Annotated in this window: 20 protein-coding genes and 2 pseudogenes; 14 read left to right on the top strand and 8 right to left on the bottom strand. The window is 40.6% G+C overall.

Features of this window, described 5'->3' with window-relative positions:
• Window positions 1-33: 33 nt before the first annotated feature.
• On the bottom strand, window positions 34-462 hold the full coding sequence (locus tag HNR31_RS16645) for a DUF4395 domain-containing protein (RefSeq protein ID WP_181557310.1): 429 nt from the start codon (window positions 460-462) through the stop codon (window positions 34-36).
• 263 nt (window positions 463-725) lie between these two features.
• Here HNR31_RS16645 and HNR31_RS16640 point away from each other — a divergent pair.
• The 4 genes and pseudogenes from HNR31_RS16640 to HNR31_RS16625 form a co-directional block, all read left to right on the top strand.
• A pseudogene (locus tag HNR31_RS16640) lies at window positions 726-956 on the top strand (hypothetical protein); the annotation flags it as partial.
• Window positions 957-1218: 262 nt separating this feature from the next.
• The gene (locus HNR31_RS19405; RefSeq protein ID WP_181557308.1) at window positions 1219-1431 is read left to right on the top strand and encodes a hypothetical protein; all 213 of its coding nucleotides are present in this window, start codon (window positions 1219-1221) and stop codon (window positions 1429-1431) included.
• 171 nt (window positions 1432-1602) lie between these two features.
• Window positions 1603-2310, top strand: coding sequence for a TerC family protein (locus tag HNR31_RS16630; protein ID WP_181557307.1), 708 nt, complete (start codon window positions 1603-1605; stop codon window positions 2308-2310).
• Window positions 2311-2375: 65 nt separating this feature from the next.
• A complete protein-coding gene (locus HNR31_RS16625; RefSeq protein ID WP_181557306.1) occupies window positions 2376-3308 on the top strand; it encodes a D-2-hydroxyacid dehydrogenase in 933 nt (310 codons plus the stop codon).
• 52 nt (window positions 3309-3360) lie between these two features.
• Here HNR31_RS16625 and HNR31_RS16620 read toward each other — a convergent pair whose 3' ends face one another.
• From HNR31_RS16620 to HNR31_RS16605, 4 genes are all read right to left on the bottom strand, one after another.
• Entirely contained in the window at window positions 3361-4083 is a 723-nt protein-coding gene (locus HNR31_RS16620; protein WP_181557305.1) for a LutC/YkgG family protein, read from the bottom strand.
• Window positions 4080-5510, bottom strand: a complete 1431-nt coding sequence (locus HNR31_RS16615; RefSeq protein WP_181557304.1) for a LutB/LldF family L-lactate oxidation iron-sulfur protein — start codon at window positions 5508-5510, stop codon at window positions 4080-4082. The genes HNR31_RS16620 and HNR31_RS16615 overlap by 4 nt, the downstream gene beginning before the upstream one ends.
• Before the next feature lie 16 nt (window positions 5511-5526).
• Window positions 5527-6243 carry a (Fe-S)-binding protein gene (locus tag HNR31_RS16610; RefSeq protein WP_181557303.1) on the bottom strand — a complete coding sequence of 239 codons (717 nt, stop codon included), beginning with the start codon at window positions 6241-6243 and terminating at the stop codon, window positions 5527-5529.
• Window positions 6244-6413: 170 nt separating this feature from the next.
• Window positions 6414-7130 carry a FadR/GntR family transcriptional regulator gene (locus HNR31_RS16605; protein WP_181557302.1) on the bottom strand — a complete coding sequence of 239 codons (717 nt, stop codon included), beginning with the start codon at window positions 7128-7130 and terminating at the stop codon, window positions 6414-6416.
• A gap of 303 nt (window positions 7131-7433) precedes the next feature.
• Here HNR31_RS16605 and HNR31_RS16600 point away from each other — a divergent pair, with 303 nt between their 5' ends.
• Both HNR31_RS16600 and HNR31_RS19015 read left to right on the top strand, forming a co-directional pair.
• A complete protein-coding gene (locus HNR31_RS16600) occupies window positions 7434-9116 on the top strand; it encodes an L-lactate permease (protein ID WP_181557301.1) in 1683 nt (560 codons plus the stop codon).
• Window positions 9117-9194: 78 nt separating this feature from the next.
• A pseudogene (locus HNR31_RS19015) lies at window positions 9195-9435 on the top strand (glycolate oxidase); the annotation flags it as partial.
• A gap of 58 nt (window positions 9436-9493) precedes the next feature.
• Here HNR31_RS19015 and mreBH read toward each other — a convergent pair.
• Window positions 9494-10501: a rod-share determining protein MreBH gene (mreBH, locus tag HNR31_RS16595; RefSeq protein ID WP_181557354.1), complete on the bottom strand. Its 1008-nt coding sequence runs from the start codon at window positions 10499-10501 to the stop codon at window positions 9494-9496.
• Between the two features lie 91 nt (window positions 10502-10592).
• Here mreBH and HNR31_RS16590 point away from each other — a divergent pair, with 91 nt between their 5' ends.
• Window positions 10593-11324 (top strand): YkgJ family cysteine cluster protein, encoded by a 732-nt coding sequence (locus tag HNR31_RS16590; protein ID WP_258561117.1) that lies wholly within the window; start codon window positions 10593-10595, stop codon window positions 11322-11324.
• A gap of 205 nt (window positions 11325-11529) precedes the next feature.
• On the opposite strand, the gene HNR31_RS16585 is transcribed toward HNR31_RS16590, so the two are convergent.
• Window positions 11530-11976, bottom strand: coding sequence for a C40 family peptidase (locus HNR31_RS16585; protein WP_181557300.1), 447 nt, complete (start codon window positions 11974-11976; stop codon window positions 11530-11532).
• Window positions 11977-12345: 369 nt separating this feature from the next.
• Between HNR31_RS16585 and HNR31_RS16580 the strand changes: the two genes are divergently transcribed.
• The 7 genes from HNR31_RS16580 to HNR31_RS16550 all read left to right on the top strand — a co-directional run bounded on the left by HNR31_RS16580 (window position 12346) and on the right by HNR31_RS16550 (window position 20997).
• A complete protein-coding gene (locus HNR31_RS16580) occupies window positions 12346-14796 on the top strand; it encodes a putative bifunctional diguanylate cyclase/phosphodiesterase (RefSeq protein ID WP_181557299.1) in 2451 nt (816 codons plus the stop codon).
• An 11-nt stretch (window positions 14797-14807) separates the two neighbouring features.
• Window positions 14808-15179, top strand: a complete 372-nt coding sequence (locus HNR31_RS16575) for a DnaJ family domain-containing protein (protein WP_181557298.1) — start codon at window positions 14808-14810, stop codon at window positions 15177-15179.
• Between the two features lie 1078 nt (window positions 15180-16257).
• Window positions 16258-16863: a hypothetical protein gene (locus HNR31_RS16570; protein ID WP_181557297.1), complete on the top strand. Its 606-nt coding sequence runs from the start codon at window positions 16258-16260 to the stop codon at window positions 16861-16863.
• 207 nt (window positions 16864-17070) lie between these two features.
• Window positions 17071-17781 carry a response regulator transcription factor gene (locus HNR31_RS16565; protein ID WP_181557296.1) on the top strand — a complete coding sequence of 237 codons (711 nt, stop codon included), beginning with the start codon at window positions 17071-17073 and terminating at the stop codon, window positions 17779-17781.
• Window positions 17782-18127: 346 nt separating this feature from the next.
• Entirely contained in the window at window positions 18128-19474 is a 1347-nt protein-coding gene (locus tag HNR31_RS16560; protein ID WP_181557295.1) for a HAMP domain-containing sensor histidine kinase, read from the top strand.
• 5 nt (window positions 19475-19479) lie between these two features.
• A complete protein-coding gene (locus tag HNR31_RS16555; RefSeq protein ID WP_181557294.1) occupies window positions 19480-20097 on the top strand; it encodes an NAD(P)-binding protein in 618 nt (205 codons plus the stop codon).
• Between the two features lie 105 nt (window positions 20098-20202).
• Entirely contained in the window at window positions 20203-20997 is a 795-nt protein-coding gene (locus tag HNR31_RS16550; RefSeq protein WP_181557293.1) for a PhzF family phenazine biosynthesis protein, read from the top strand.
• Between the two features lie 179 nt (window positions 20998-21176).
• On the opposite strand, the gene HNR31_RS16545 is transcribed toward HNR31_RS16550, so the two are convergent.
• Window positions 21177-21518: a hypothetical protein gene (locus HNR31_RS16545; RefSeq protein WP_309505741.1), complete on the bottom strand. Its 342-nt coding sequence runs from the start codon at window positions 21516-21518 to the stop codon at window positions 21177-21179.
• Between the last annotated feature and the right edge of the window lie 882 nt (window positions 21519-22400).

Here is a 22400-nt window from a genome sequence, read left to right as displayed (position 1 = left end):
TTTATTAGGTCAGTCCCTATTTTTTGTATGCTATCAATGATCCGAAGCTTTTTTATAGCGGTATTGTTGCCATTGATAGCGAATAAAACATCCGATACAAAACCCGAGGATGGCGACAAATGCCGCTAACGCTACCATCGCTGTGAAGATATATGCGACGACCATCCAATGAGCTAAGTAACTAATCAATCCAACCGAAAGACATACAACAGCGATAATTTGATTGAATTGCTGCTGCTCGGCATCTTCTGGGACATACTCAGAAGGATGCTTCTTTAAAAAGAATTTTGCCAAGTGCATAATGGGATTAAATCCAAAGAACAGTCCAAGCAATCCGGCACCTAACGGCAAAGCAAGCAACCATTCTTGTCCCGACAGCCATGTTGCAATAACACTTATTACAATAAACCATTGATTGGCTCTTACAAGTGGACGAGGAATAGAGCGATTGGTTTGTTTCATTTTTATTCCTACCTTTCTTATAGGATTACATAAATTCTACTACTGTTTTATGATTTTGTGAAGACGGATGAATGTCTTTGAAAAAAGGAGAAAGAAAGCACCTACTAGTGTAGTGCAGCTAAAGAAGAAGGGGAGTTTTTTCTGGGGGAACCTTGGTTGTCTGAACACGTTGTTTCGCAACAGGTAGCGCGTCAGTTAATTAACGAGCAGTTTTCCAGAGTTTGAAGTTATTCATTTGAAGGAGTTAAGGGAAAGGATCTGATAATACGGTTTTTGTCGTGAATGACCCCTATGTGCTTCGTTTTTCTCACCGTGCTATTGCTGTTGATTTGCTCAAAACGGAAAATCGTGTTCTTCCACAATTAGTGCCGTACCTACCAGCTGAAATTCCCGAGCCTATCTTCATCGGAAAGCCAAGCCATGTATATTCTTGGCTGTTTGCGGGATACCCAGACATCGGGAATATGAACGAATCAAACACGATTAAAATCTAATAGAGCCACTAGCGGAATTTTTACGAGTATTTCAAAATGCGAAGGAGCTTTTGTTGTCTTATAACTTATTGTATCGTCGCTTAGATATAGCAAAAAGAAAACAACAACTTGAAGCGCATATTGAACAGATAAAATTATGGGGCTATGGAATGATTATTCCGTTTTAGACAGATACGTATCTTCTCTACGTCATACGTATCTTCTCTACGTCATATTAACTATAAAAAATAGGAAAGTATTCGTTTAGGGTCGCAATTTACTAGTGAATGACGAGGGAATTTTATCCGAAGTTATAGATTGGGGCAATGTTCATATTGGTCATCCTGCTGTTGATTTGGTTATCGTTTATAGCTTTTTGCCCCAGAAAATCGAGCGTTGTTTTTTTATGGTTATGCTGATGATGAAACAACAAAGCTCGCCCAGTTTCGAGCGGTCTATAGTTCTATTGTATTGCTTTTATACAGTCATGATTTAGGGGATACCCAAATGATAGAGACAGCGAAAGAAAGTTTGAAGTTTGCACTAATGGAAGATAGAATTGGATAAATCTCTAGGTTGCTGATGTATATCATTATAAGTTAAGATAAATATGATTTTATAAGACAGAAATAAAAATATCAGCAATTGGCGGAGAAGGAGAGTAAGAATGAATCTTTATACGCTAGGTTTGGCGATTTCCTTAGATGCATTGATAGCATTATTAAAGATTATAGCCATTGATATTGTTTTGTCCGGAGATAATGCAATTGTCATTGCTATGGCGACAAGGAGATTGCCAAATCACCAGCAAAATAAAGCGATTTTTTGGGGAACAGGCGGCGCGGTTCTGTTACGAATTTTATTTGCGGCGATTATTGTATTTCTACTAAATATTCCGTTTGTGCATTTGCTTGGCGGGCTTTTATTGCTTTGGATTGCGTACAAAGTCCTCGTCGAACACGAAGAAGAGGCGAATATTCAATCATCTGATCGTCTTTTGAAAGCGATTGGGACGATTATTTTGGCTGATGCTGTTATGAGTTTGGATAATGTCGTCGCTGTAGCCGGAGCGTCGGAAGGTCACATCGGCATGATTGCTTTTGGTGTGGCTGTCAGCATTCCGATTATGGTTTTTGGTTCAAAAGCGATTATGAAAGTGATGGAAAGATACGCATGGATCACTTATGTTGGTTCTGGAATTCTTGCGTGGACAGGTGGAAAAATGATGATGGAAGATGAAGGATTTACAAAATTTCTCCATATTCCACACGGCCCTTTGACGTATGCAATTAGTGCCGGATTAACGATTTTCGTTTTAGCGGCTGGATATATCACGAATAAAAAGGCGGAAAGTAAGGAAGAAACAATGGCATGATGAGGGATTTCTCCATTTTGGGACATCCCTTTTTTCTTTGAAAATAGTAGAGAGGAGGCGGGAATGTGCAACTTGAAAACATTTTAGTGACTGGGCGGTTGTATCAAGACATGGCACGGATGTTACAAGGAAAACAGATGAACAAGAATTTTCTCTTTGTCGAAGAAGATGAGGTTTGCCGCGATGATTTTTTTTGGGCAGATGTATATGTCGGATTTCGGCCAACTGCTTATTTTGAATTTGGCAATATCCGATGGGTGCATTCATTAGGAGCGGGTGTCGATTCCTTTTTATTTAACCGGGAGTGGAAAGAAGATGTTCTTTTGACTCGGACGATAGGCTCATTTGGTCGGCAAATTAGTGAATATTGTCTAAGTTATATATTGCGCGATTTGCAATGTCATGATGTTTACGGCTGGTATCAGTCACAGCAGCAATGGAAACCGCTTGCACCAAAGCCCTTACAGGAACAACGCATAGTGATATATGGCACAGGAATGATTGGGCAAGAATTAGCAAAGCATTTGCGCTTTTTTGGTGCACAATCGATTGGTATTTCGTTAAGCGGTCGAGCGAAGCCGCATTTTACAGATGTTGTTCCTGTTGGACGAGCGAAAGAAGTACTTCCAAAAGCAGATTGGGTGATCAGTACGCTTCCGCTCACACAGCAAACATATCGGCTGTTTAGTGAGGAGATTTTCTCCTATGTCAAAAATGCAGGTTTTATCAATGTCGGAAGAGGGGACACTGTCGATGAAGTCGCGTTATTGAATGCATTAGAGAGCCGTCATCTTCGTCTCGCCATTTTAGATGTATTCACTAAAGAGCCTTTGCCGTTGGAATCACCGTTGTGGCAGCACCCGAATGTCATTATCACGCCACATATATCCGCTTTGACGTCTCCAGAGGAAGCAGTGAGATGTTTTTTGGAGACTTTACAAAATATCGAAATGAACAAACCGCTTCATAACCGAGTTGATATTAGGAAAGGATATTAATTCATTGGCGAGTAGGTTTCGTTCACGAAGCCTAACTCGCCTGTTTCGAATTTCATCGGTCGGTGACTATAATATACGTTACCTTGACAGGCCCATGAACACCGACGACTAGGTTCATTTCAATATCAGCGGAGTTGCTGGGGCCTGTGATAAAGTTAATGCAAGAAGGGATGATGGTTCCTTTTTCTATTTGTTGATGAATATGGGCTGCTGCTTGTGTCATGCGCGGTACAATGGTGCTTTTTGCGATAATGGCGATATACGTTTTTGGTAAAAAGCTAACGGTACGTCCTTTTCCGTTGCCGCTGAGTACAACAACGGTGCCGGATTCAGCGAGGGTCATATCACTAAAAGTGATACCGACGTTCGCTTTTTCTGCGAATTCAATATTTTTCCTGCCGATGGAAGCGTTCCACACATGGACATCGACGTTTTCGTTTGGCCATTCTTTTTGCAGCAGATGAGTTAATCCATATTCGTGAAAGCGTGGATCATCCCATGTAACGACAGGGCCTCCGCCATGATGGAAGACAACGTTCTTTAATGTGGATGACAACGCATCTATCGTTGTTTCAATGTAGTCTGTATGAATGCGTGAGCACTGTGACTTCAGAGCTTCCAGCAGATCGTCTTGGCTACGGCCTTGAAACACTGTCCATTGCGGCTGATGTTTCCAACGAGGACGCGCGACATGGGAAAGCGGCTGCTGCCGTCCTAGACGGTTGGCAATTGTTTGTAAAAATTTCTCACGACCATGAATAGCACCTTTGCTCATGATTCTGGTTCTCCTTTCTTGCGGTTATGAAACCAGTCACGGAATCGTTCTTTATCCGGTGCTGGAAATTCACGAATTTCTGTCCATGCTTTTAACGGACCAGGCCCTTTGGTAATGCGATTGTCGGCCGTAAACGGATTGAGTGCGCTTGGAGCTACTTTTGAGCCGAGTTTGTAAAGAAATGATGAAGCTGCTCCTAAACCGAATGCTTTCATAGCTAATTTTTCCGAGATCGGTGCTTTTCCTTCGCGCTCGACAATGACTTGCCGATGTTTCAGCAACAATTCATGAAGCGGGATTTTCACTGGGCATGCTTCTGTACAAGCCGCACACAGCGTCGAGGCATATGGCAATTCTTTATAATCTTCGTATCCACCAAGGAGCGGAGAAAGGACCGCACCGATCGGACCGGAATAAATCGAACCATACGAGTGTCCTCCGATATGCCGATACACAGGGCAAACGTTGACGCAGGCAGCGCAGCGAATGCATTGCAATATTGGTTGAAACTCGGTACCGAGAATGTTCGAGCGGCCGTTGTCGACAATGACTAAATGAAATTCTTCCGGACCGTCTACGTCGCCTTCGTCGCGTGGACCGGTCAGAACGGTAATATAGCTCGTTAACTTTTGCCCTACGGCGCTTCGTGTTAATAAACTAACGAGAACTTCCATTTCCTCAAATGTTGGAACGATGCGCTCCATACCCATGACGGTAATTTGTGTTTTTGGGAGAGCGGTCACTAAATCAGCATTCCCTTCATTGGTGACGAGCGTAATTGATCCGGATTCCGCAATCGCAAAATTGCAGCCGGTAATGCCGACATCGGCAGTTAAATATTCGTGACGCAGCATTTCACGAGCATGAAGCGTCAGTTCTTCGGGCTTTTCTGTTTTCTTGTAATCTAGTTTTTTTCGAAACACATCGCGAATCTGTTCTTTATTTTTATGGAGTGCCGGTGCGACAATATGGGATGGCGGATCATGGTCGTCCACTTGTAAAATGTATTCGCCAAGGTCGGTTTCAATCACTTCACAGCCTGCCGCTTCTAGAACGGGATTTAAATGAATTTCTTCCGTAACCATGGATTTCGACTTGACAATTTTTTTTGCGTTCTTTTTTACAACGACATCGCGAATATATTGATTCGCTTCTTCTGCGGTTTGAGCGAAAAAAACATGCCCACCGCGTCTGGATACGTTTTCACTTAGTTGCATTAAATAATAATCAAGATGTTGTAATGTATGCTGGCGAATTTCTTCCCCTAGCGCTCGCCACTCTTCCCAATTTCCGAGTTCCGCTGCGGCTTCCAATCGTCTTGTGTGCAGCCGTTCTTGCGCTCCGGCGACGGCACCGCGCATAAAGGAGTTGTGAATGCCTGCTTCTACTCGCTCATGAAAGTTCGCTGTTCCGATTTTCATTGACATATTTTTTCGCCTCCGTTTAATGGCTGTTGAGTACTTCGGCAATATGCATTACTTTGATTGGTTTTCCTCGCCGTTCGATGCGGCCGCCAATGTTCATTAAACAGCCGCAATCCGCTCCAATTAAATAATCTACTTCTACTTCCTGGATGTGTTCGATTTTTTCATCGACCATTTGTTCAGAAATCGGTCCCATCTTCACGGAGAACGTACCGCCGAACCCACAACAGTTATGTGCATTAGGTAACGGCACAATTTCTAAGCCTTCGACATTTTTTAGTAGTTTGATAGGAGCTTCTTTTACGCCGAGCAAGCGAGTCATATGACAAGATGTATGGTAAGTGGCGCGCCCTTGTAATTTTGCCCCGACATGCTCTACTTTTAACACATCCACAATAAATTGCGTTAATTCGTATGTTTTCGCTGCTAGCGCTTTCGCTTTTGTCTCCCATTCAGGCTCCCCACGAAAAATATGCGGGTATTCTTTAAACATCGTGGCGCAAGAACCGGAAGGAGTGACGACATATTCCGCATGCTCAAATGTACGAATCATATGTTTCATCGCTTCTTTTGCTTCTTTCACATACCCGCTGTTGTAAGCAGGTTGCCCGCAACATGTTTGCGCTTCCGGAAATTCAATGTCACAGCCCAATCGTTCAAGCAACTCCACCGTTGCTTTTCCGACATTCGTATGAAATAAATCAACTAGACAGGTGGCAAATAGAGTGACTTTCATGTTTTTCTCCCTCCCCATACTGCTTGATATTGACCAATAATGAGAGTTATTGAATGTGATTTTTAGTCAACAGGTCATCAGATGACTTTGTTCATAATTATACACTTATTTTGGAAAATGGGAAGAATGATTTTTTAAACAGGAAAGCGCCCTATCGGTTGATCGGGCGCTTATGATGAGTATATGTATGGTTCAAGCACTCTTTCTACATTCGCTAAATGTTCCAACATTCGCTGTCGGGCGGCTTCTGCTTTTTTTTCTTGAATCGCTTCAAAAATTTTTCTATGTTCTTCAAGAAGCTTTTCGCTTGTTGTTTGTTTCGAAAAAAGCCAAATTCTTCTCGTTTCTCGCATTGTTTCTATCATCATTTCCGATACGTTATTCATCAGACTTACTAAAATAGGGTTTTGCGAAGCAACAGCAATGGCCATATGAAAAGCAAGATCCGCCTTTTCACCAAGTTCTTCGTTTCCAATTCCTTCTCGCATTTCACGAAGGGCTTGCTCCATTGCTTGCAAATCAGCATCGGTTCTCTTCATGGCGGCTAAGGCAGCAGCCCCCGCTTCTAGTAATTTGCGAACCTCAAGTAAATGAACGATGTCTTCTTTTTTCATTAATACAGCGATGGAAAGAGGAAAGGAAAGCATCATGGGATCAAACTCACGAACGTATGTGCCTTCTCCTTGTTTTAGCTCAATTAATCCCATCGCTTTTAAGGCTGTTAGGGCTTCGCGAATCGCCGCCCTCCCCACCTGAAACTTCTCTGCTAGTTGTTGAACGGAATCCAGTTTATCTCCAGGCTTTAACACACCGGTTTTAATCATGTGAAAAATCGCTTCTGCTACTTCTTCGTAAATTTTTTTCGGTTTGATTTGTTTGTATTCCAACGTGTTCACCTCAGCAAGAAAATTTAATTTTTATTATACACGGAACAAAATGACAATAAAAATGTTTCATCCTTAAACGAGAAAGGAGAGGGGAAAATTCAAAAAATTTAATTTTTTCTATTGTTTTTTTGGCGAATCGGTCATATAATTTGTTCAGTAATACTACTTTATTATCCGGTCATCTGATGACTAGGTGACTAAGCTTTGCATATTGGTGTCGGGGAGTGATAAACGTTTGAGTGAGTAGGGGGATCGTTGTTGTGTGAAATTTTACACTGTTGAACGAAAGGAGAGGGGTTTCATATGCAGTGGAAACAAGATTTTACACCTATTTCTGATCATTTTTGGTTATCGGCGTTGGTCGCGCTTATTCCAATTTTATATTTCTTTTGGGCGTTAGCAATAAAACGAATGAAAGGGCATGTAGCGGGATTAACGACGTTGCTCATTGCTTTATTGATTTCCGTAACCGCTTACAAAATGCCGATAACCATGGCTGTTATGTCTGCCACACAAGGGGCGGTTTACGGATTATTACCGATTGGTTGGATTATTATTACTTCCGTATTTTTGTATAAATTGACTGTGAAAACAGGACAATTTGATGTGATTCGCAACTCCGTGCTGTCTATTACAGAAGACCGCCGCTTGCAAGCTTTATTGATAGCGTTTTCGTTCGGAGCGTTCCTTGAAGGTGCGGCAGGATTTGGAGCGCCGGTCGCGATTTCTGCGGCGTTGCTCGTTGGCTTAGGATTTAATCCGTTATATGCGGCAGGGATTTGTTTGCTCGCTAATACGGCACCAGTGGCCTTTGGAGCCATTGGGATTCCGATTACTGCTGTAGAAGGTCCAACCGGCATTCCCGCAATGGAAATTTCGAAAATGGTTGGTCGTCAATTACCGTTTTTATCTGTCATGATTCCTTTTTATTTAATTGTCATTATGGCTGGATTAAAAAGAACAATCGAAGTGCTTCCGGCGATTCTTGTATCAGGTATTTCCTTTGCGTTGACACAATTTGTGAGCTCCAACTTTTTAGGACCGGAATTGCCTGATATTTTATCGGCGTTAGTGTCATTGTTGGCATTGACGATTTTCCTGAAATTTTGGAAACCAAAACAGATTTTTCGTTTTCCATCAGAAGCATATTCTGAAGTAGCGGTTACGGCACAAGCTCAACTTGTTACACATACAGGAGGAGCAGTGTTGAAAGCGTGGTCTCCATTTTTAGTGCTAACTGCTTTTATATCCCTATGGGGAGTTCCAGAAGTAAAATTGGCGTTAACCGGCCATTATGAAGGAACAAATAGTCTATTAAAAGCAATCAATGTACTCGGCCATCGACTCACGTTTATGCCTGAAGTACCAGGGCTCAATAACAAGATTATTAGCACAAGTGGTCAACCGATTCCAGCTATATATAAATTGGAAGTATTAGGGGCAGCTGGTACAGCAATTTTTTTAGCAGCTGTTATAACGAAATTTATTGTTCATATCTCTTGGAAACAATGGGCAGCCACATTTGGAGAGACATTAATGGAATTAAAATTGCCGATTTTAACGATTGTTTCTGTCGTTGGATTCGCTTATGTAACCAATGCTTCAGGAATGAGCACAACACTTGGCATGGCGCTGGCGAAAACGGGACCGTTATTTCCGTTTTTCTCACCATTTCTCGGGTGGTTAGGTGTATTTATCACAGGTTCAGATACTTCATCCAATTTATTATTTGGTAATTTACAAAAGGTAACAGCCACTTCTGTAGGAATGGACCCAGTTCTTGCGATTGCGGCGAACTCATCAGGTGGTGTGACGGCCAAAATGATTTCCCCGCAATCTATTGCCGTTGCTTGTGCTGCTGTTGGTTTAACCGGAAAAGAATCGGATTTATTTCGCTTCACGGTGAAGCATAGTATTTTCCTTATTATTTTGATTGGAATTCTTACATTCTTACAATCTAACGTGTTATCGTGGATGATTCCATAGCTGTTAGGGAGGGGACGGCGTCCGAAGAACATCATGTCTGTTCGATGGGCTCGGTCCCTTTTGCTAACGGAAGGAAATTGTGGCTCAGCAGGGATTTACAATATGTAGAGCTGTACATGTCGCTGCCGATTATTGATTATAAAATGCAAAAAGTAAAAGAAACAAAAGCGACAACCATTGTTACAGCAACCCCGGCTTCCTTTTACAAATGAAATTAGGAATTGAACAGAAAGGGGTGTCTACTTGCATGTGCGCGGTGCATATAGTCGATTTTCTTATCGAAAGCGGTAGAGGCCACTTAGCATCAGAAAGAAGCTGAGCTTTTCCAAAAGCCCTCTTAAAAATCGCAGGGAGCCGCATCAGACGGTCTCCCTGTTTTATAGCGCTGCTTTCATCAGTTTTTGCATGATGCTTAATGAACGCCCTGTACCGATAGCGACAGATTCGAGCGGATTTGGAGCCAAATGGACAGGGACGAACACTTCTTGGCTTAGCCAATCTTGCATGCCGTTGAGAAGAGCGCCGCCACCGCTGAGAATGATACCGTGCTCGATGATGTCACCGCTTAGTTCAGCAGGGCAATCTTCTAGCACGGAGCGAACAGCGCTAAGAATTTGCTGAAGGGATTCAGAAATCGCTTCTTGTACTTCGATCGAACTCAATGGAATGGCTTTGAGAAAACCTGTCACTAAATCGCGGCCATGGATGACCATCGTTCTTTCTTCGTGTTTGATAGGGGTATAACCGATTTCAATTTTGACGCGTTCCGCTGTACGCTCACCGATCAATAAGTTATATTTTTGCCGTACATATTGAATGATGTCTTCATCTAATTGATTGCCACCAATACGAAGAGAATGGCACGCAACAACCCCACCAAGGGAAATGATCGCGGCCTCTGTTTTACCGGCTCCGATATTGACAATCACATTGGCTACCGGCTCATCGACAGGCAGATCAGCTCCGATGGCTGCTGCTACTGGTTCCTCGATTAAATATACGTTTTTGGCGCCACAGCTTTTAATGGCTTCATGTATTGAGCGGCGTTCTACGGAAGTTGAATGATACGGGGTGCTGACGACAACATTTGGTTTTTTTAGCGAAAATCCGAGTCTCTTGCTTGCCAATTTCATCATTTGTTTTAGCATATCAGCTGTTTTGTTAAAGTCAGCAATGACCCCGTTTTTTAATGGATAAACGGTTTCGACATTTCCGGGCGTTTTTCCGATCATCATTTTTGCTTCAGAACCGATCGCTAATACTTCGTTTGTTTCTGTATGAACGGCTAACACAGCTGGTTCGTTAAGAATAATTCCTTTATTTTTACTATATATTAAAACGTTCATTGTTCCTAAATCGATTCCAATTTCAGGATGAACGAACATCATTTTCACCTACCTTCATTTTATCTCTACTTATAATAATTCTGATTCCTATTTGGATTTATGGGGGTATAATAGAAAGGGGTGAAGCAATTTGGAACGACATTTGACATATATCGACATCGTCAATATTTGTAAGAAAATTAATGAAAAGTACCTTCCAACTGATGAACCATTTATCGAAAAAGTAGATGAGCTGTTTGCACAATATGATGAAGAGCCGCCATTATTATTTCTTTTACGGGCGTTTCAGGAACTGTTGCAGCTTGTCGATGAGCAAATTCATGACATTGAGCAAAAGGTCAACATTCGTCCAACATGTGCAAAAGGGTGTGCGCATTGTTGTTATTTTCCTATTATTATCACAAAGCTAGAAGCGAGACTCATTCAAACATATATCGATAGGCTCCCAGCGAAAGAGCGCGAAGAGATTCAAGCTCATTTGCGTACGTACTTTCAGCAACAGAAAGAAGCGTTAGATGTGGTCTATGCTATCGATTTTATGGAAGATGCTCGTTTCAAAGAAAAATACATTGCCAAACAAGTACCATGCCCGTTTCTCGATGTGCGGACGAATACATGTCGAATATATGAAGTACGTCCGATTCCTTGTCGAACGTACTTAAATTATGCGAGTCCAGCTGTTTGCGCAAAATCTCATATGCCTGATGAACCGTTTAGTTATGAGTTTTTCTATCATTATTACATGCAATCTCTTCAAGAAATCGTAGAAGAATGGAGTGACGAGGAAGAAGCATTTCCATTCCGTTACCCGGATGATTTATTTCATCTCGATTATTTACCGCGTTTATTACAAGAAGAATAAGCAAAAATTTTTATTTTTTGATGTATAAATTTGTTCATAACGGGAAATAAATAGTACCGGAAAGTTTTCCAAGTATTCCCCCGACCCCTATGAATATATACGAAAGCCCTCCGAAAATAGGAGGTGCTTTTTTTTGCGTATATATAAAAAACTCTCTACACATTAAGCAGCGTTACTTAACATGAGAGAGCTGATCAATCGGTAATTATATTCGTTTTGCCCCGATAAATTTTGATTTCCAGTAAGGATTATTTAAGCTATCAATTTTAACTCCGTTTGATGTAGCATGAATGATTTGATTTTTACCAATATAAATGGCTACATGGGAAGCCCCTTTTTTGTATGTACTAAAAAATACTAAGTCGCCTGGTAACAGTTTCGACTTATGTACGCTTTTTCCTTTTTTGTACATTTGTGCCGAAGAACGTGGCAGAATTTTTCCTACTTTTTTATGCGTGTAATAGACGAAACCTGAGCAATCGAATCCTTTCGGGGTTGTACCGCCGAATTTATAGCGAGTACCGATTAACTTTTTCGCTTCTGCAATGACTTGTTGTGGATTAAAAGCAGCTTCTGCTTTGAAAGTGTTCACAAAGGTAGAACTGAGAATTAGTAGAGCTGATAGAAAAGTAATCGTGATAGCCTTTTTCATCCTCGTAAACCCCCAACGTCCAATGTTCCGATTTTCGCTAGGTTTAGTATAGCAAAAATGTTGTCGAAATTTTATTACAGTTGAATTAAATAATATTACAGAAAAGTTACAAACATATGACCTAGTGCTAAAATTAGGTACTTTTTCATATTTTGAAGTTTGTTTTGTTGATATAAAAATCAATGAAATAGTCGTAATAGAGCAAAAATATACCTTGTTTAGAGAGCGTTTTCATAGTGCTTTTGTATCAAAAGGATAACTATGTCGTAAAATGTCGAAGGAATAGGAATGGGGAGGGACAGAAGGAGGTGCGCAATACCTCTATAATGGTCATAAGGAAGTTGAATTTACAACTTTATGGTGATAATGATGGGATCAAAAGGAATAGAGTATGCCGCATTTGTGCTAACGGTTATAGCGGTCATTGTTGTTGTACAGTGGCAAATCAATCGCTTGTCGAAAAGAAAACTGACATTGTCGATTTTTCAGGTAGCGCGTCGATGGACCATTGTGTTTTATATTGTCACTGCTCTTTTCCTCGCTTTTGGAGTTTGGTATGTAAGTTGGTTTGAGGCGAATGAGTATAAAGAATATAAAAGGTTTTCCGAGCATTTTACAAAAGTATTTTCAACAGAATTGTTCGAACTACATCACGAATCGTTGAACGATGAAACAAAAGAAACAAATCCAACATATATCCATATTTTAAAAGCGATGCTTCGTTGGCAACATGATCATCCCGAAATCCATAATTGGTATACATTAAAAAAGAATAAAGATGGGGAAAACTATTTTGTTGTTGCACCAGAAATGGATTATAACCATAACGGGATCATTGACGGAAAGAAGGAGCAACGAGTTCCAATTGGAACGGTGTATCGCAAGCGAATTCCTGAGTTGGAGGAAGCGTTTCAAGGGAAATTCAGCATGCAAAAGGAACCGACTTCTAATAACTGGGGAGAAAATATTAGTGCCTTTTCACCGATATTCGACAAAAGTGGGAAGGTTAACGCGGTAATCGGTATAGACTATGATGCAAAAGGGTATTTGAAAAAGCTACAACAGGAGCGAGAAAAGGGGATTGCTATTTTATTTCTTATGTTTCTTGTATACTATGCTGTCTATGTGTTAGTTATTTATATACAAATTGAGAAAAGATTATTTCAGAAACATAAGAAAGAGTTGGAGATTAGCCAAGCACGGTTTAAGAGATTGTCGGAAGTAACCATGGAAGGGATTGTCATTCACTCACAGGGAAAAGTAGTAGAAGTAAACGAGTCAGCGTGTCGTTTGTTCGGATATACGGAAAGTGAGTTCGTTCATTTGCCGATTGAAGATCTTATCGTTCCTGAGTCGTTAAAGAAATTAAAAAATAATGGTTGTCGGGAAGGAACGTATGAAATTGATTTGAGGAGAAAAGATGGAACAAGGTTTCCTGCTGAAATTTTGCAGCGCGATTATGAATATGATTCAAAGCGTGTCAGTGTCACAGCGATACGCGATATTACGGAGAGAAAGCAAAATGAAGAGAAAATGCATTATATTACGTTCCATGATGATTTAACCGGATTGCCGAATAAAGAGTCACTGTATCAAATTATTACGGAACACATGAAGGAAGGTTCCCAACAAGCGGTCATGTTTATTGAGATGAATGGAATTAAAATGATTAATGACCTTTATGGGTATTCGGTTGGGGATCAAGTTTTACTTGGAGCAGCTTCGCAAATTCAAAAAATTATGAATGACCATATGGTATTGGGCCGATGGGGAGGAAATGAATTTATTTTAATTTTCCCGCATATTCATCGGAAAGAAGAGGTAAAAGAATTCGCAGCACAGATGATTGAGACGTTAGAAGAGCCAATTGTCGTGAATGATCAAGAATTTTTTATCACTGCTCGGATCGGAATTAGTTTATATCCGCATGATGGAACCGATGCAAAAACGCTCATTAAAAAAGCTGATATAGCTAGATATGAGTTGGGAAAAAAGGCAACGAGCCAATATCTTTTCTTTAAAGAACAAATGAATCAGACGATTCAAGAGAAGATGACGATTGAACAAGAGCTGCGTCGTGCGCTGGAAGACGGAGAATTTGAGCTCTATTATCAACCACAAATTCGGCTGGATACAGGAACAGTCACAGGAATGGAGGCATTGATCCGTTGGAACCATCCAGAGAAAGGATTGATTGCCCCAGATACATTTATTCCTGTTGCTGAACAAACAGGATTTATCATACCGATTAATGAATGGGTCATCCGTACTGCTTGTCAACAGACGAAGCTGCTGTTAGACGAATATCCGTTTTTATCAGTATCTGTAAATTTATCGCCGTATGAATTCGAAAGTAGGCGTTTTGTTCATAAGCTAGTAAAAATTTTAGAAGAAACAGGATTACCACCTTACTGTCTGGATTTGGAAATTACTGAACGAATGGCTATGGACACGGAGAAAGCCATTGCCATTTTGCATCGGTTAAAATCTGTGGGTGTGATGATAAGTATGGATGATTTTGGAACTGGATATAGCTCATTAAGTTATTTAAAACACCTTCCGATTGATCGTTTGAAAATTGACCGCTCGTTTGTTCGAAATATTCAAGAAGAAGAAGCGATTTTGCCTGCTATTATTTCGCTTGGGCATAATATTGGTATGAAGGTGCTTGCGGAAGGAGTAGAAACTGGGCAGGAAGTGGCATATTTGAAAGAAAAGCGCTGTGATGAAGCGCAAGGATATTATTACGCGAAGCCGTTACCTTTTCATGAGTTTGTAGAGTTTCTTCGCCAATATAGTCAAACGAAGCCCCGTGTGTAGGAGGTGAAAGCGTGGATATCATTTGGAAAATTGCCGAAGAAAAAATTCGTGAGGCGATGAAAAACGGGGAGTTCGATGATCTGCCTGGGTTTGGAAAGCCGCTCGAGATCGATGATTTATCCCATATTCCCGAAGAGTTGCGAATCGGCTATCTCATGTTAAAAAACGCCGGCTATGTTTCTGAGGAAGTTGATTTAAAAAAAGAGCTGATGACGCTTGAAGATTTGCTTCGCTGCTGTGAAGATGAAAAAGAAAAGGAGAATCTGAGGAGAAAGATCAATGAGAAATTACTGCGCTGGAATGCGTTGATGAAAAAACGAAATAAAACGAATTCGGTGGCGCTAAGAGACTATCAACAGAGAATTGATGATAAATTCAGATAATCGTATGTAACATAGCAGATTCGTGTAGTTTGAAAAGCTTGCTGTTGGAAAGCGGTAAGCTTTTTTTATTTTATGAAAGGAACGCGAAAAAATGGGAAAAATATTGTTGAAGCTCACAATGCTATTCCTTCGTCAATCGGGGCAAAAGAAAGCTATGAAATTCAAAAGGGATTTTCTGATGAAGAAAATGATGGTACCAAGCGGCTGTTGCATGTGACAAGCATCCAAAAACTATGAAAAAGCGGGAAGAATGTTTACGTTGCGCAATCGTTAAAGCAGAACAGTGTAATATATGTTCCTGAGAGAATATATGTTCCTGAGAGGGGGATGAGGACATACGGATTGATTAAATGGTGCTACAGTTTCTTAAAAGGGAAGGAGTCAAAAAGCTGCTTCCAGCTTATACAGAAGACAGGCAGTACAAAATCGGGATCGAAGCGGAAAGGCAATTCTGAAACATGGATGAATATCTTGTCCCCAAGCATCTTTCCGCTTGACATTCTCGGCAATTTGCAAAAGCAAGGCGGTACATAGGATGCATATCGAAGGAGCGGCGTTCGTATTCCAAATGACGAGCAGGTAATCACATTTATCGGCGAACATGCTGCATATATGAAGCATCGCCGCAACATGGTGACTTCCATCCGAGCAATTTGACCGTTTGTAACGGACAATATATCGATGCGATTGATTTTGGAAGATACGATAGAGGCGCTCCCTTATTTTCATTTTTTATAAAATTTCCTTGTTTAGCCGCAATGTAAGCATCACGTTTTTATCAGGAAAATTCAGAAACAATTCAACTCCGAACTTAACTCGCTGGATATGCAGCTGTGAGCGTGTTTTCAATGGTTGTTTGGACGTTATATGCCGATCCGAAAGCGCTTGATTTGATGTTCAAAAGATGTAATGCAACTTTGGAAGACCATGGGCATTTTCAAAAAACCGTACCATCGTGGTATATCGATTGTAAAATGTTTTTCACAATTTCCCACATTTTTTTGACAATGTTTCCGTACTTTCTTTCTACAATAATCACGCAAGCAAAATGCTTTGCGTAAAAGGGGTGTGTGTATCAATGGAGAAGAAAAAATGGATTCCAGCAGTATTAGCTGCGATTTTAACGATTCCGACAGCGGCATTTGCAGCGGATACGGAGGTGAAGACTGAGAAACCAAGCATTGTCACAGAAGTATCGTCGTTAATCGGGCATGCATTTGGCGGGCATATGTTCAAACATGGGGCTATGGACGAGCAAAAGTGGCTAGAGATTGTAAAACAATACACGCCCGACCAAGTAGATGAGTGGCAAAAAGCAATCAACGAACGGAAAGCGTTATGGAAACAGTTGAACACAGAACAAGTAAAAAAAGGGATCAAAGCAAAGCGCGAGAAAATGAAGAAAGAACGTGAAGCTGCCTTTGACAAGCTTATTGACCAATTAGTAAATAAAGAAATCACCAAGGAACAATTCAAACAGCAACTCAAAGAACTGAAAACCGCTAACAAATGGCTCCCGCAAGCATCGATGAAAGAGACGCGCGAGCTTCGTAAGCAGCTTCATAAAGCGATAAAAGAAAAAGATCGAGATGCGATTGCTACTCTCTTACCGAAATGGCTCAAACATATACAAGCAGAAAATCAACGCTTGGCACAACTAATTAAAGATGCAACACAAAAATAATGAAAAATGAATTATAATAGTAAAAAAGGTCGTGTTTTAAAACACGGCCTTTTTTCAGAGATAAAAAAGAAAAGAGTCTAGCCTCAGCGGGCAAACTTATTGTGCCCAATCAGCGTCCTTGAGAGACAAGCACCTCTACAGCCGAAGAACATTTGGCTTCGAGAGCCAATTGCGGCGCTTCAGCTTTTCTTATAGAAGGTGATTTCGATGTACCGAATTTATTTAGTCGAAGATGAAGCTAATTTAAATGAACTCCTTACCTCATATTTAAAAAAGGAAGGGTGGCATGTTACTTCATTTCTTACAGGGACGGAAGCGTACGAGGCGGTAAAGGGAGCTGAGCCGCCACATGTATGGATTTTAGACATTATGTTACCAGATATCGATGGATTTGAATTGTTGCGTGAGATTAAAGCGGTGAATCCGGATTTACCGGTTATTTTCATTTCCGCACGCGATGCAGATTTAGACCGCATTCTTGGACTTGAGCTTGGCAGCGACGACTACCTAGCCAAGCCGTTTTTACCCCGGGAACTTGTCATTCGAACGAAAAAATTGCTAGCTCGTGTGTATGAAAAAGTACCGAGTTTTTCTCAGATGGAAACGGAGGTCATTCAGCTTCCTCCTTATTTAATTGATGTACAAAGAAGAATGATCAAGGAAGGAGAAACAGTGATCGAATTAACAGCGAAAGAGTTTGATTTACTGCTTGTGTTTGCTCGTCATCCTGCACGTGCATTTTCCCGCGAACAGCTTCTTCGGAAAGTATGGGGAGATGATTATTTTGGAAGCGATCGCGCTGTCGATGATTTAGTGCGCCGAGTGCGAAAAAAACTGCCGAAATTGCGTATTGAAACGATTTACGGTTTTGGATATAGGATGATAGGGGCGTCAACTTCCCCGATTAACAACGCTTGAAGCGGAGGTTTGCGAGTATCCGGCAGCACCAGAGTGGTGTTCCCGTTCACTTAACTGGGAATGCCTACTGTGCCTCCGCCTATGTGGTTCTGTATTTTTATGTTCTGCGCACAGTAGACGTGTATGTTCCATATTTTACGGTGGCAATGACTTCCTGCAACTAACCTCATACATGGAGTTGCCGAAGAGCAATAGAGTGCCTTATGAGTAACGCTTTTCTCCCAACATCATTATTCTCATGAAAGGAGGAAAATGCAAAGGAGAGTGTTGGCTTCAACAATGCCCACTTATCGTTGGGGTCAAGCCCTCCACGATATGGAAGCAGAGGGTCTCCTGTGCGAATTTGATGAAAAATAAACCGCTAGCGATTCAAATATGGACCGTATTTGCAGGGATTACATTGCTGTTTTCTTTGCTTATTGCCTTATTTATTTTCGTTACATTGCGCAGCTTTTTTATGGAAGAGACATATCGCATTATTGAAAATGCGCAAATGAACCAATTTACAGATGATATGCTCGAGCAAACTCCCATCGAACAAGACCGAAGTCGCCAGTCAATCCGTAGTGTTAATCATTTAGTGTTTTTACCCGATGTTGGAGTAATTGATGATAGTACTTTGCCGCCGCGGTTTGTGAAAAAGCTATATAAGGAAGCGATGCAACAACAGGAAACATCCAAACGGTATACAAAAGAAATTCAAGGAGAAAGAATTTATTACGTTATTCGCAAAGGTACCATTCTTGGCAAGGAAGTTGCACTCGTCTCGTATATGTGGGATTCCTATTTAAACGATTTAGTACGCACATTGTTTGGGCGGCTTGTTTTTGTCATCGTCATTGCTTTGCTTGTGATTTCGTTTCCTGCTGCGTGGCTGGCAAAATATTTAACGCGACCGCTCCGGCAAATGGACGAGCATGTCAAACGAATTGCGGAAAAAGATTGGCACGAGCCGCTCATTCAAGACCGTCATGATGAAATTGGGGGTCTCGCCCGCTCGATTGAAAAAATGAGAATGAAGCTTATTCAGCAAGATGAGGCGCAAAAATCGATGTTGCAGCATATTTCTCATGAGCTCAAAACGCCTGTAATGGTCATTCGAAGTTACGCTGAATCAATTGAGGATGGCGTATTTCCAAAAGGCAGCCTCGAAGGTTCTGTCAGCGTCATTAAAGAAGAAGCGGTTCGGCTGGAAAAGCGGATTAAAGATTTACTGTATTTAACGAAGCTCGATTATTATGCTACGCAAAAGCCAAAATATGAAGCGTTTTCTGTTGCGTCTTTACTCGAGGAAGTCATTGAACGAATGAAGCCACATCGCCCGGATTTACGCATAACGACTCAGCTGCAAAATATAACGGTAGTAGGAGACCGAGAACAATGGAAAATTGCATTTGAAAATCTGGTAGACAATCAAATGCGTTATGCGCGCACACACATTCAAGTGAGAATGGAGACAACAGCCAACAATGTAGTCGTACAATTTTGGAATGACGGCCCTCCAATTGAAGAACACTTACGTACCCATTTGTTCCAAACATTTCAAACAGGAAAAAAAGGGAAGTTTGGCTTGGGCTTGGCGATTGTCAAACGAATTGCCGAGCTTCATAACGGAAACGTAAGGGCAGTCAATGAAGAAAAAGGTGTATCCTTTTATGTGCAACTGCCTATTAAACAAGTAAGGGGAGATTAGGGATTATGACATATCCCATCATGTTGGATCTAACGAATAAACAAGTCGTTGTCATCGGTGGTGGAAAAGTTGCGGAACGGAAAATACGCGGATTAATAGAAGCCAAGGCAAACGTAGTTGTCGTTGCTCCGGAGATTACAGCATTGATTCAACAACTTGTCGATGAAGGAGCACTTGTTTGGAGGAAAAAATGTTTTTCTCGTGAAGATATTAAAGAGGCATTTTTAATTATTGCGGCAACGAATGAGCGTGGCGTAAACGAATCGGTTGCCCAAGCAGCCAGGCCGCATCAGCTTATCAATGTCGTTGACAATCCGACGCAATCCAATTTCTACGTGCCATCCACTGTGCGGCGCGGCAAATTGACGATCGCTGTTTCAACAGGAGGAGCGAGCCCGATTTTAGCAGCAAAAATTCGCCGCGAAATTGCAGAAAAGTACGACGAAAACTATGAAAATTACATTGACTTTCTTTATGAGTGCCGGCAATACATTTTGCGTAATGTCAGTGATTCTAAGAAAAAGCAACAGCTGCTTCAAGTGATTACTGATGAGTCATTTCGGAAAACTGAAAATTGGGAAGAAGAGTTTCAGAAGTTGTTTAAACGAATAATGTCAGAATAAGAGTAGCAATCGCTTTCATAGGAGAGTGGAGATTCCAATATTTGTATAAGGTTTGGTGGGATAGAAAATTTTTATCGTCATCATGACAAAAAGGGGAATGAGATTATGCCAATATCGATTTATGTTGTCGACGCTTTTACAAATCAAGTTTTTAAAGGAAATCCAGCGGCAGTTTGTGTTCTTTCTTCTCCAAAAGATGAAGTCTGGATGCAAAATGTTGCTGCCGAAATGAATTTGTCTGAGACCGCTTTTCTTCACCCACAGCAAGATGGATATTCGTTAAGATGGTTCACACCGAGTACAGAGGTGGATTTATGCGGACATGCTACATTGGCTAGTGCACATATTTTGTGGGAGCTTGGTTATGCAAATTCAGAACAACCAATTACATTTTATACGAAAAGCGGGCTACTTACAGCTAGTAAAGATGGCGAATGGATTGAATTAAATTTTCCCGCTGAGCCGCCTGAACAAGTAGCTGCCTATCCGAATGAATTGATGGAAGGCTTAGGAATTCAACCGCTATTTGTTGGCCGAAACCGTTTTGACTATTTAATTGAAATAGAATCAGAACGAGTATTGCGAGAATTGAAACCTAATTTTTCATTATTACAGCAAATTGACACGAGAGGAATTATTGTAACAAGCAAATCAACAACAAATGAGTTTGATTTTATTTCAAGATGTTTTTTCCCGGCTGTGGGAGTTGATGAAGATCCAGTTACAGGTTCTGCGCATTGCTGTCTTGGTCCATACTGGGAAAATAAGTTAGACAAAAATGAATTTATTGCGTACCAGGCATCAAAAAGGGGAGGAGTTTTGAAAGTGAAATTACATAACAATAGGGTTGTTTTATCCGGACAGGCAGTTACCGTATTAGAATGTGAATTGGTAGGCTGATAATTGTTTTTAGGTATAAAATAAGAAAGCAGACCCACCGCGATGAAGTGAGATCTGCTTTTTTGTTTTTTCAAATGGCTTTGTTAAACATTTATGTTGATATTTCATCAAAAGAAAAAGGACCAAAAAATTGGTTCTTTACGACAAAATAAGTGAGTTCTTAACGTTCAAATCAACCTTTATTTAATCACTGTTTCAGCAGGGGCAAATGCCTCCCATTGATTATATTTTGTTGTTATCTTGGTTATAAACCAGTTAGTTCTATATGGTTCTGGATTCTTTTCCACAGTAATAACCTTTTGTCCGCTGCCAAGTCTTGCATATGAAGTTACTAAATTATACGCAATTGTAAATTGTAATTTTGTATCGCTAATCTTTTTTACCTTTACAACCCGAAAGTTATCAACCCACGGACTTGATTGCCCAGTCCCCCAATTCGCTTCTTCAAATTGCTTCCGTGTACGTTCTTGAAGTGAAGACGAAAGCACTGCAAATTGAACAGCGCCACTTCGATTTTTCACACCTAATATCCACAATTCTACAGATTGTTTGGGTGTTTCCGTTCGCAAACCCGATATAAATGAATTTATTTGGCTTTCTAATTGCTTAGCATCCGTTTCAGCAAATGTAGGATAGGTTTGTGAATAAAATAATTATCGGAAATAAAAAGGTAAGAAACAATAAACGCATAAAATCACCTCTGAAGATATTTTCCCCTTCGAGATTATTAAATTATTCTGTCCAGTTAGTTAACAACAACATTTTTTAATAGATCATAAAAACGCCACCCCCGATCGGAGTGACGCCCTGCTTCAACAAAATATCCATAGCATGTCCGAAGCAAAATAATCTATCATCTTTCTGTCATTTTTCTTTCAATTTTCTGTTGTTCAGCTTTGAATTGAATCAAATCCGATGATGGCGCACACGTCATTAAAGTATTTATCGCATTCAAAACGTCAATGAATTCACCAAGGAAATTAAAGTAATATTATACAGATGGTGTTAATATAGAGTTGGGTTTTTAGTAAAGGGGGGGAACTTGTGACAATAAATTCATATCTTATACGATTATCTTTTCTAATAGTCTTAATATTTGGCGGAACTTTTACTTTTCACTATATCAGAACAGGAGAACTGTTGTTGGACCAATTAATAGGGGTTAGTGTAGGAGTCATCCTCCTATTCTTTTCGCTTATTTGGAGAATGAGAAAACAACCTGCGTCTTCCCAAAATAAAAGGAACAGTTAATTGAATTGTACTAAAGAGTGAGAATGAGCGTAGTAAGTAAAAAGACCACCCCTATACTGATATGATCCCCTTATAGTAGACAGAAAAAAGAAAGCCAATTAATCTGTCTACTATGGAGGGGATTTTTCTATGGGGAAAATACGAAAAACCTA

The sequence above is a fragment of the Thermaerobacillus caldiproteolyticus genome, assembly GCF_013761245.1.
GTDB classification, from domain to species: domain Bacteria; phylum Bacillota; class Bacilli; order Bacillales; family Anoxybacillaceae; genus Thermaerobacillus; species Thermaerobacillus caldiproteolyticus.
The sequence above is the reverse complement of the archived record's forward strand: the minus strand, read 5'-3'. Positions and strand labels throughout refer to the sequence as shown.

Bases quoted from the DNA above. Each gene is read 5' to 3' on its own strand.
- HNR31_RS16570 (WP_181557297.1), top strand. From the start codon at position 16,258: ATGGAGAAGAAAAAATGGATTCCAGCAGTATTAGCTGCGATTTTAACG.
- HNR31_RS16610 (WP_181557303.1), bottom strand. From the start codon at position 6,243: ATGAAAGTCACTCTATTTGCCACCTGTCTAGTTGATTTATTTCATACG.
- HNR31_RS16555 (WP_181557294.1), top strand. From the start codon at position 19,480: ATGACATATCCCATCATGTTGGATCTAACGAATAAACAAGTCGTTGTC.
- mreBH (WP_181557354.1), bottom strand. From the start codon at position 10,501: ATGTTCGTTCATCCTGAAATTGGAATCGATTTAGGAACAATGAACGTT.
- HNR31_RS16560 (WP_181557295.1), top strand. From the start codon at position 18,128: ATGAAAAATAAACCGCTAGCGATTCAAATATGGACCGTATTTGCAGGG.
- HNR31_RS16600 (WP_181557301.1), top strand. From the start codon at position 7,434: ATGCAGTGGAAACAAGATTTTACACCTATTTCTGATCATTTTTGGTTA.
- HNR31_RS16630 (WP_181557307.1), top strand. From the start codon at position 1,603: ATGAATCTTTATACGCTAGGTTTGGCGATTTCCTTAGATGCATTGATA.
- HNR31_RS16565 (WP_181557296.1), top strand. From the start codon at position 17,071: ATGTACCGAATTTATTTAGTCGAAGATGAAGCTAATTTAAATGAACTC.
- HNR31_RS16645 (WP_181557310.1), bottom strand. From the start codon at position 462: ATGAAACAAACCAATCGCTCTATTCCTCGTCCACTTGTAAGAGCCAAT.
- HNR31_RS16550 (WP_181557293.1), top strand. From the start codon at position 20,203: ATGCCAATATCGATTTATGTTGTCGACGCTTTTACAAATCAAGTTTTT.
- HNR31_RS16580 (WP_181557299.1), top strand. From the start codon at position 12,346: ATGGGATCAAAAGGAATAGAGTATGCCGCATTTGTGCTAACGGTTATA.
- HNR31_RS16620 (WP_181557305.1), bottom strand. From the start codon at position 4,083: ATGAGCAAAGGTGCTATTCATGGTCGTGAGAAATTTTTACAAACAATT.
- HNR31_RS16585 (WP_181557300.1), bottom strand. From the start codon at position 11,976: ATGAAAAAGGCTATCACGATTACTTTTCTATCAGCTCTACTAATTCTC.
- HNR31_RS16615 (WP_181557304.1), bottom strand. From the start codon at position 5,510: ATGTCAATGAAAATCGGAACAGCGAACTTTCATGAGCGAGTAGAAGCA.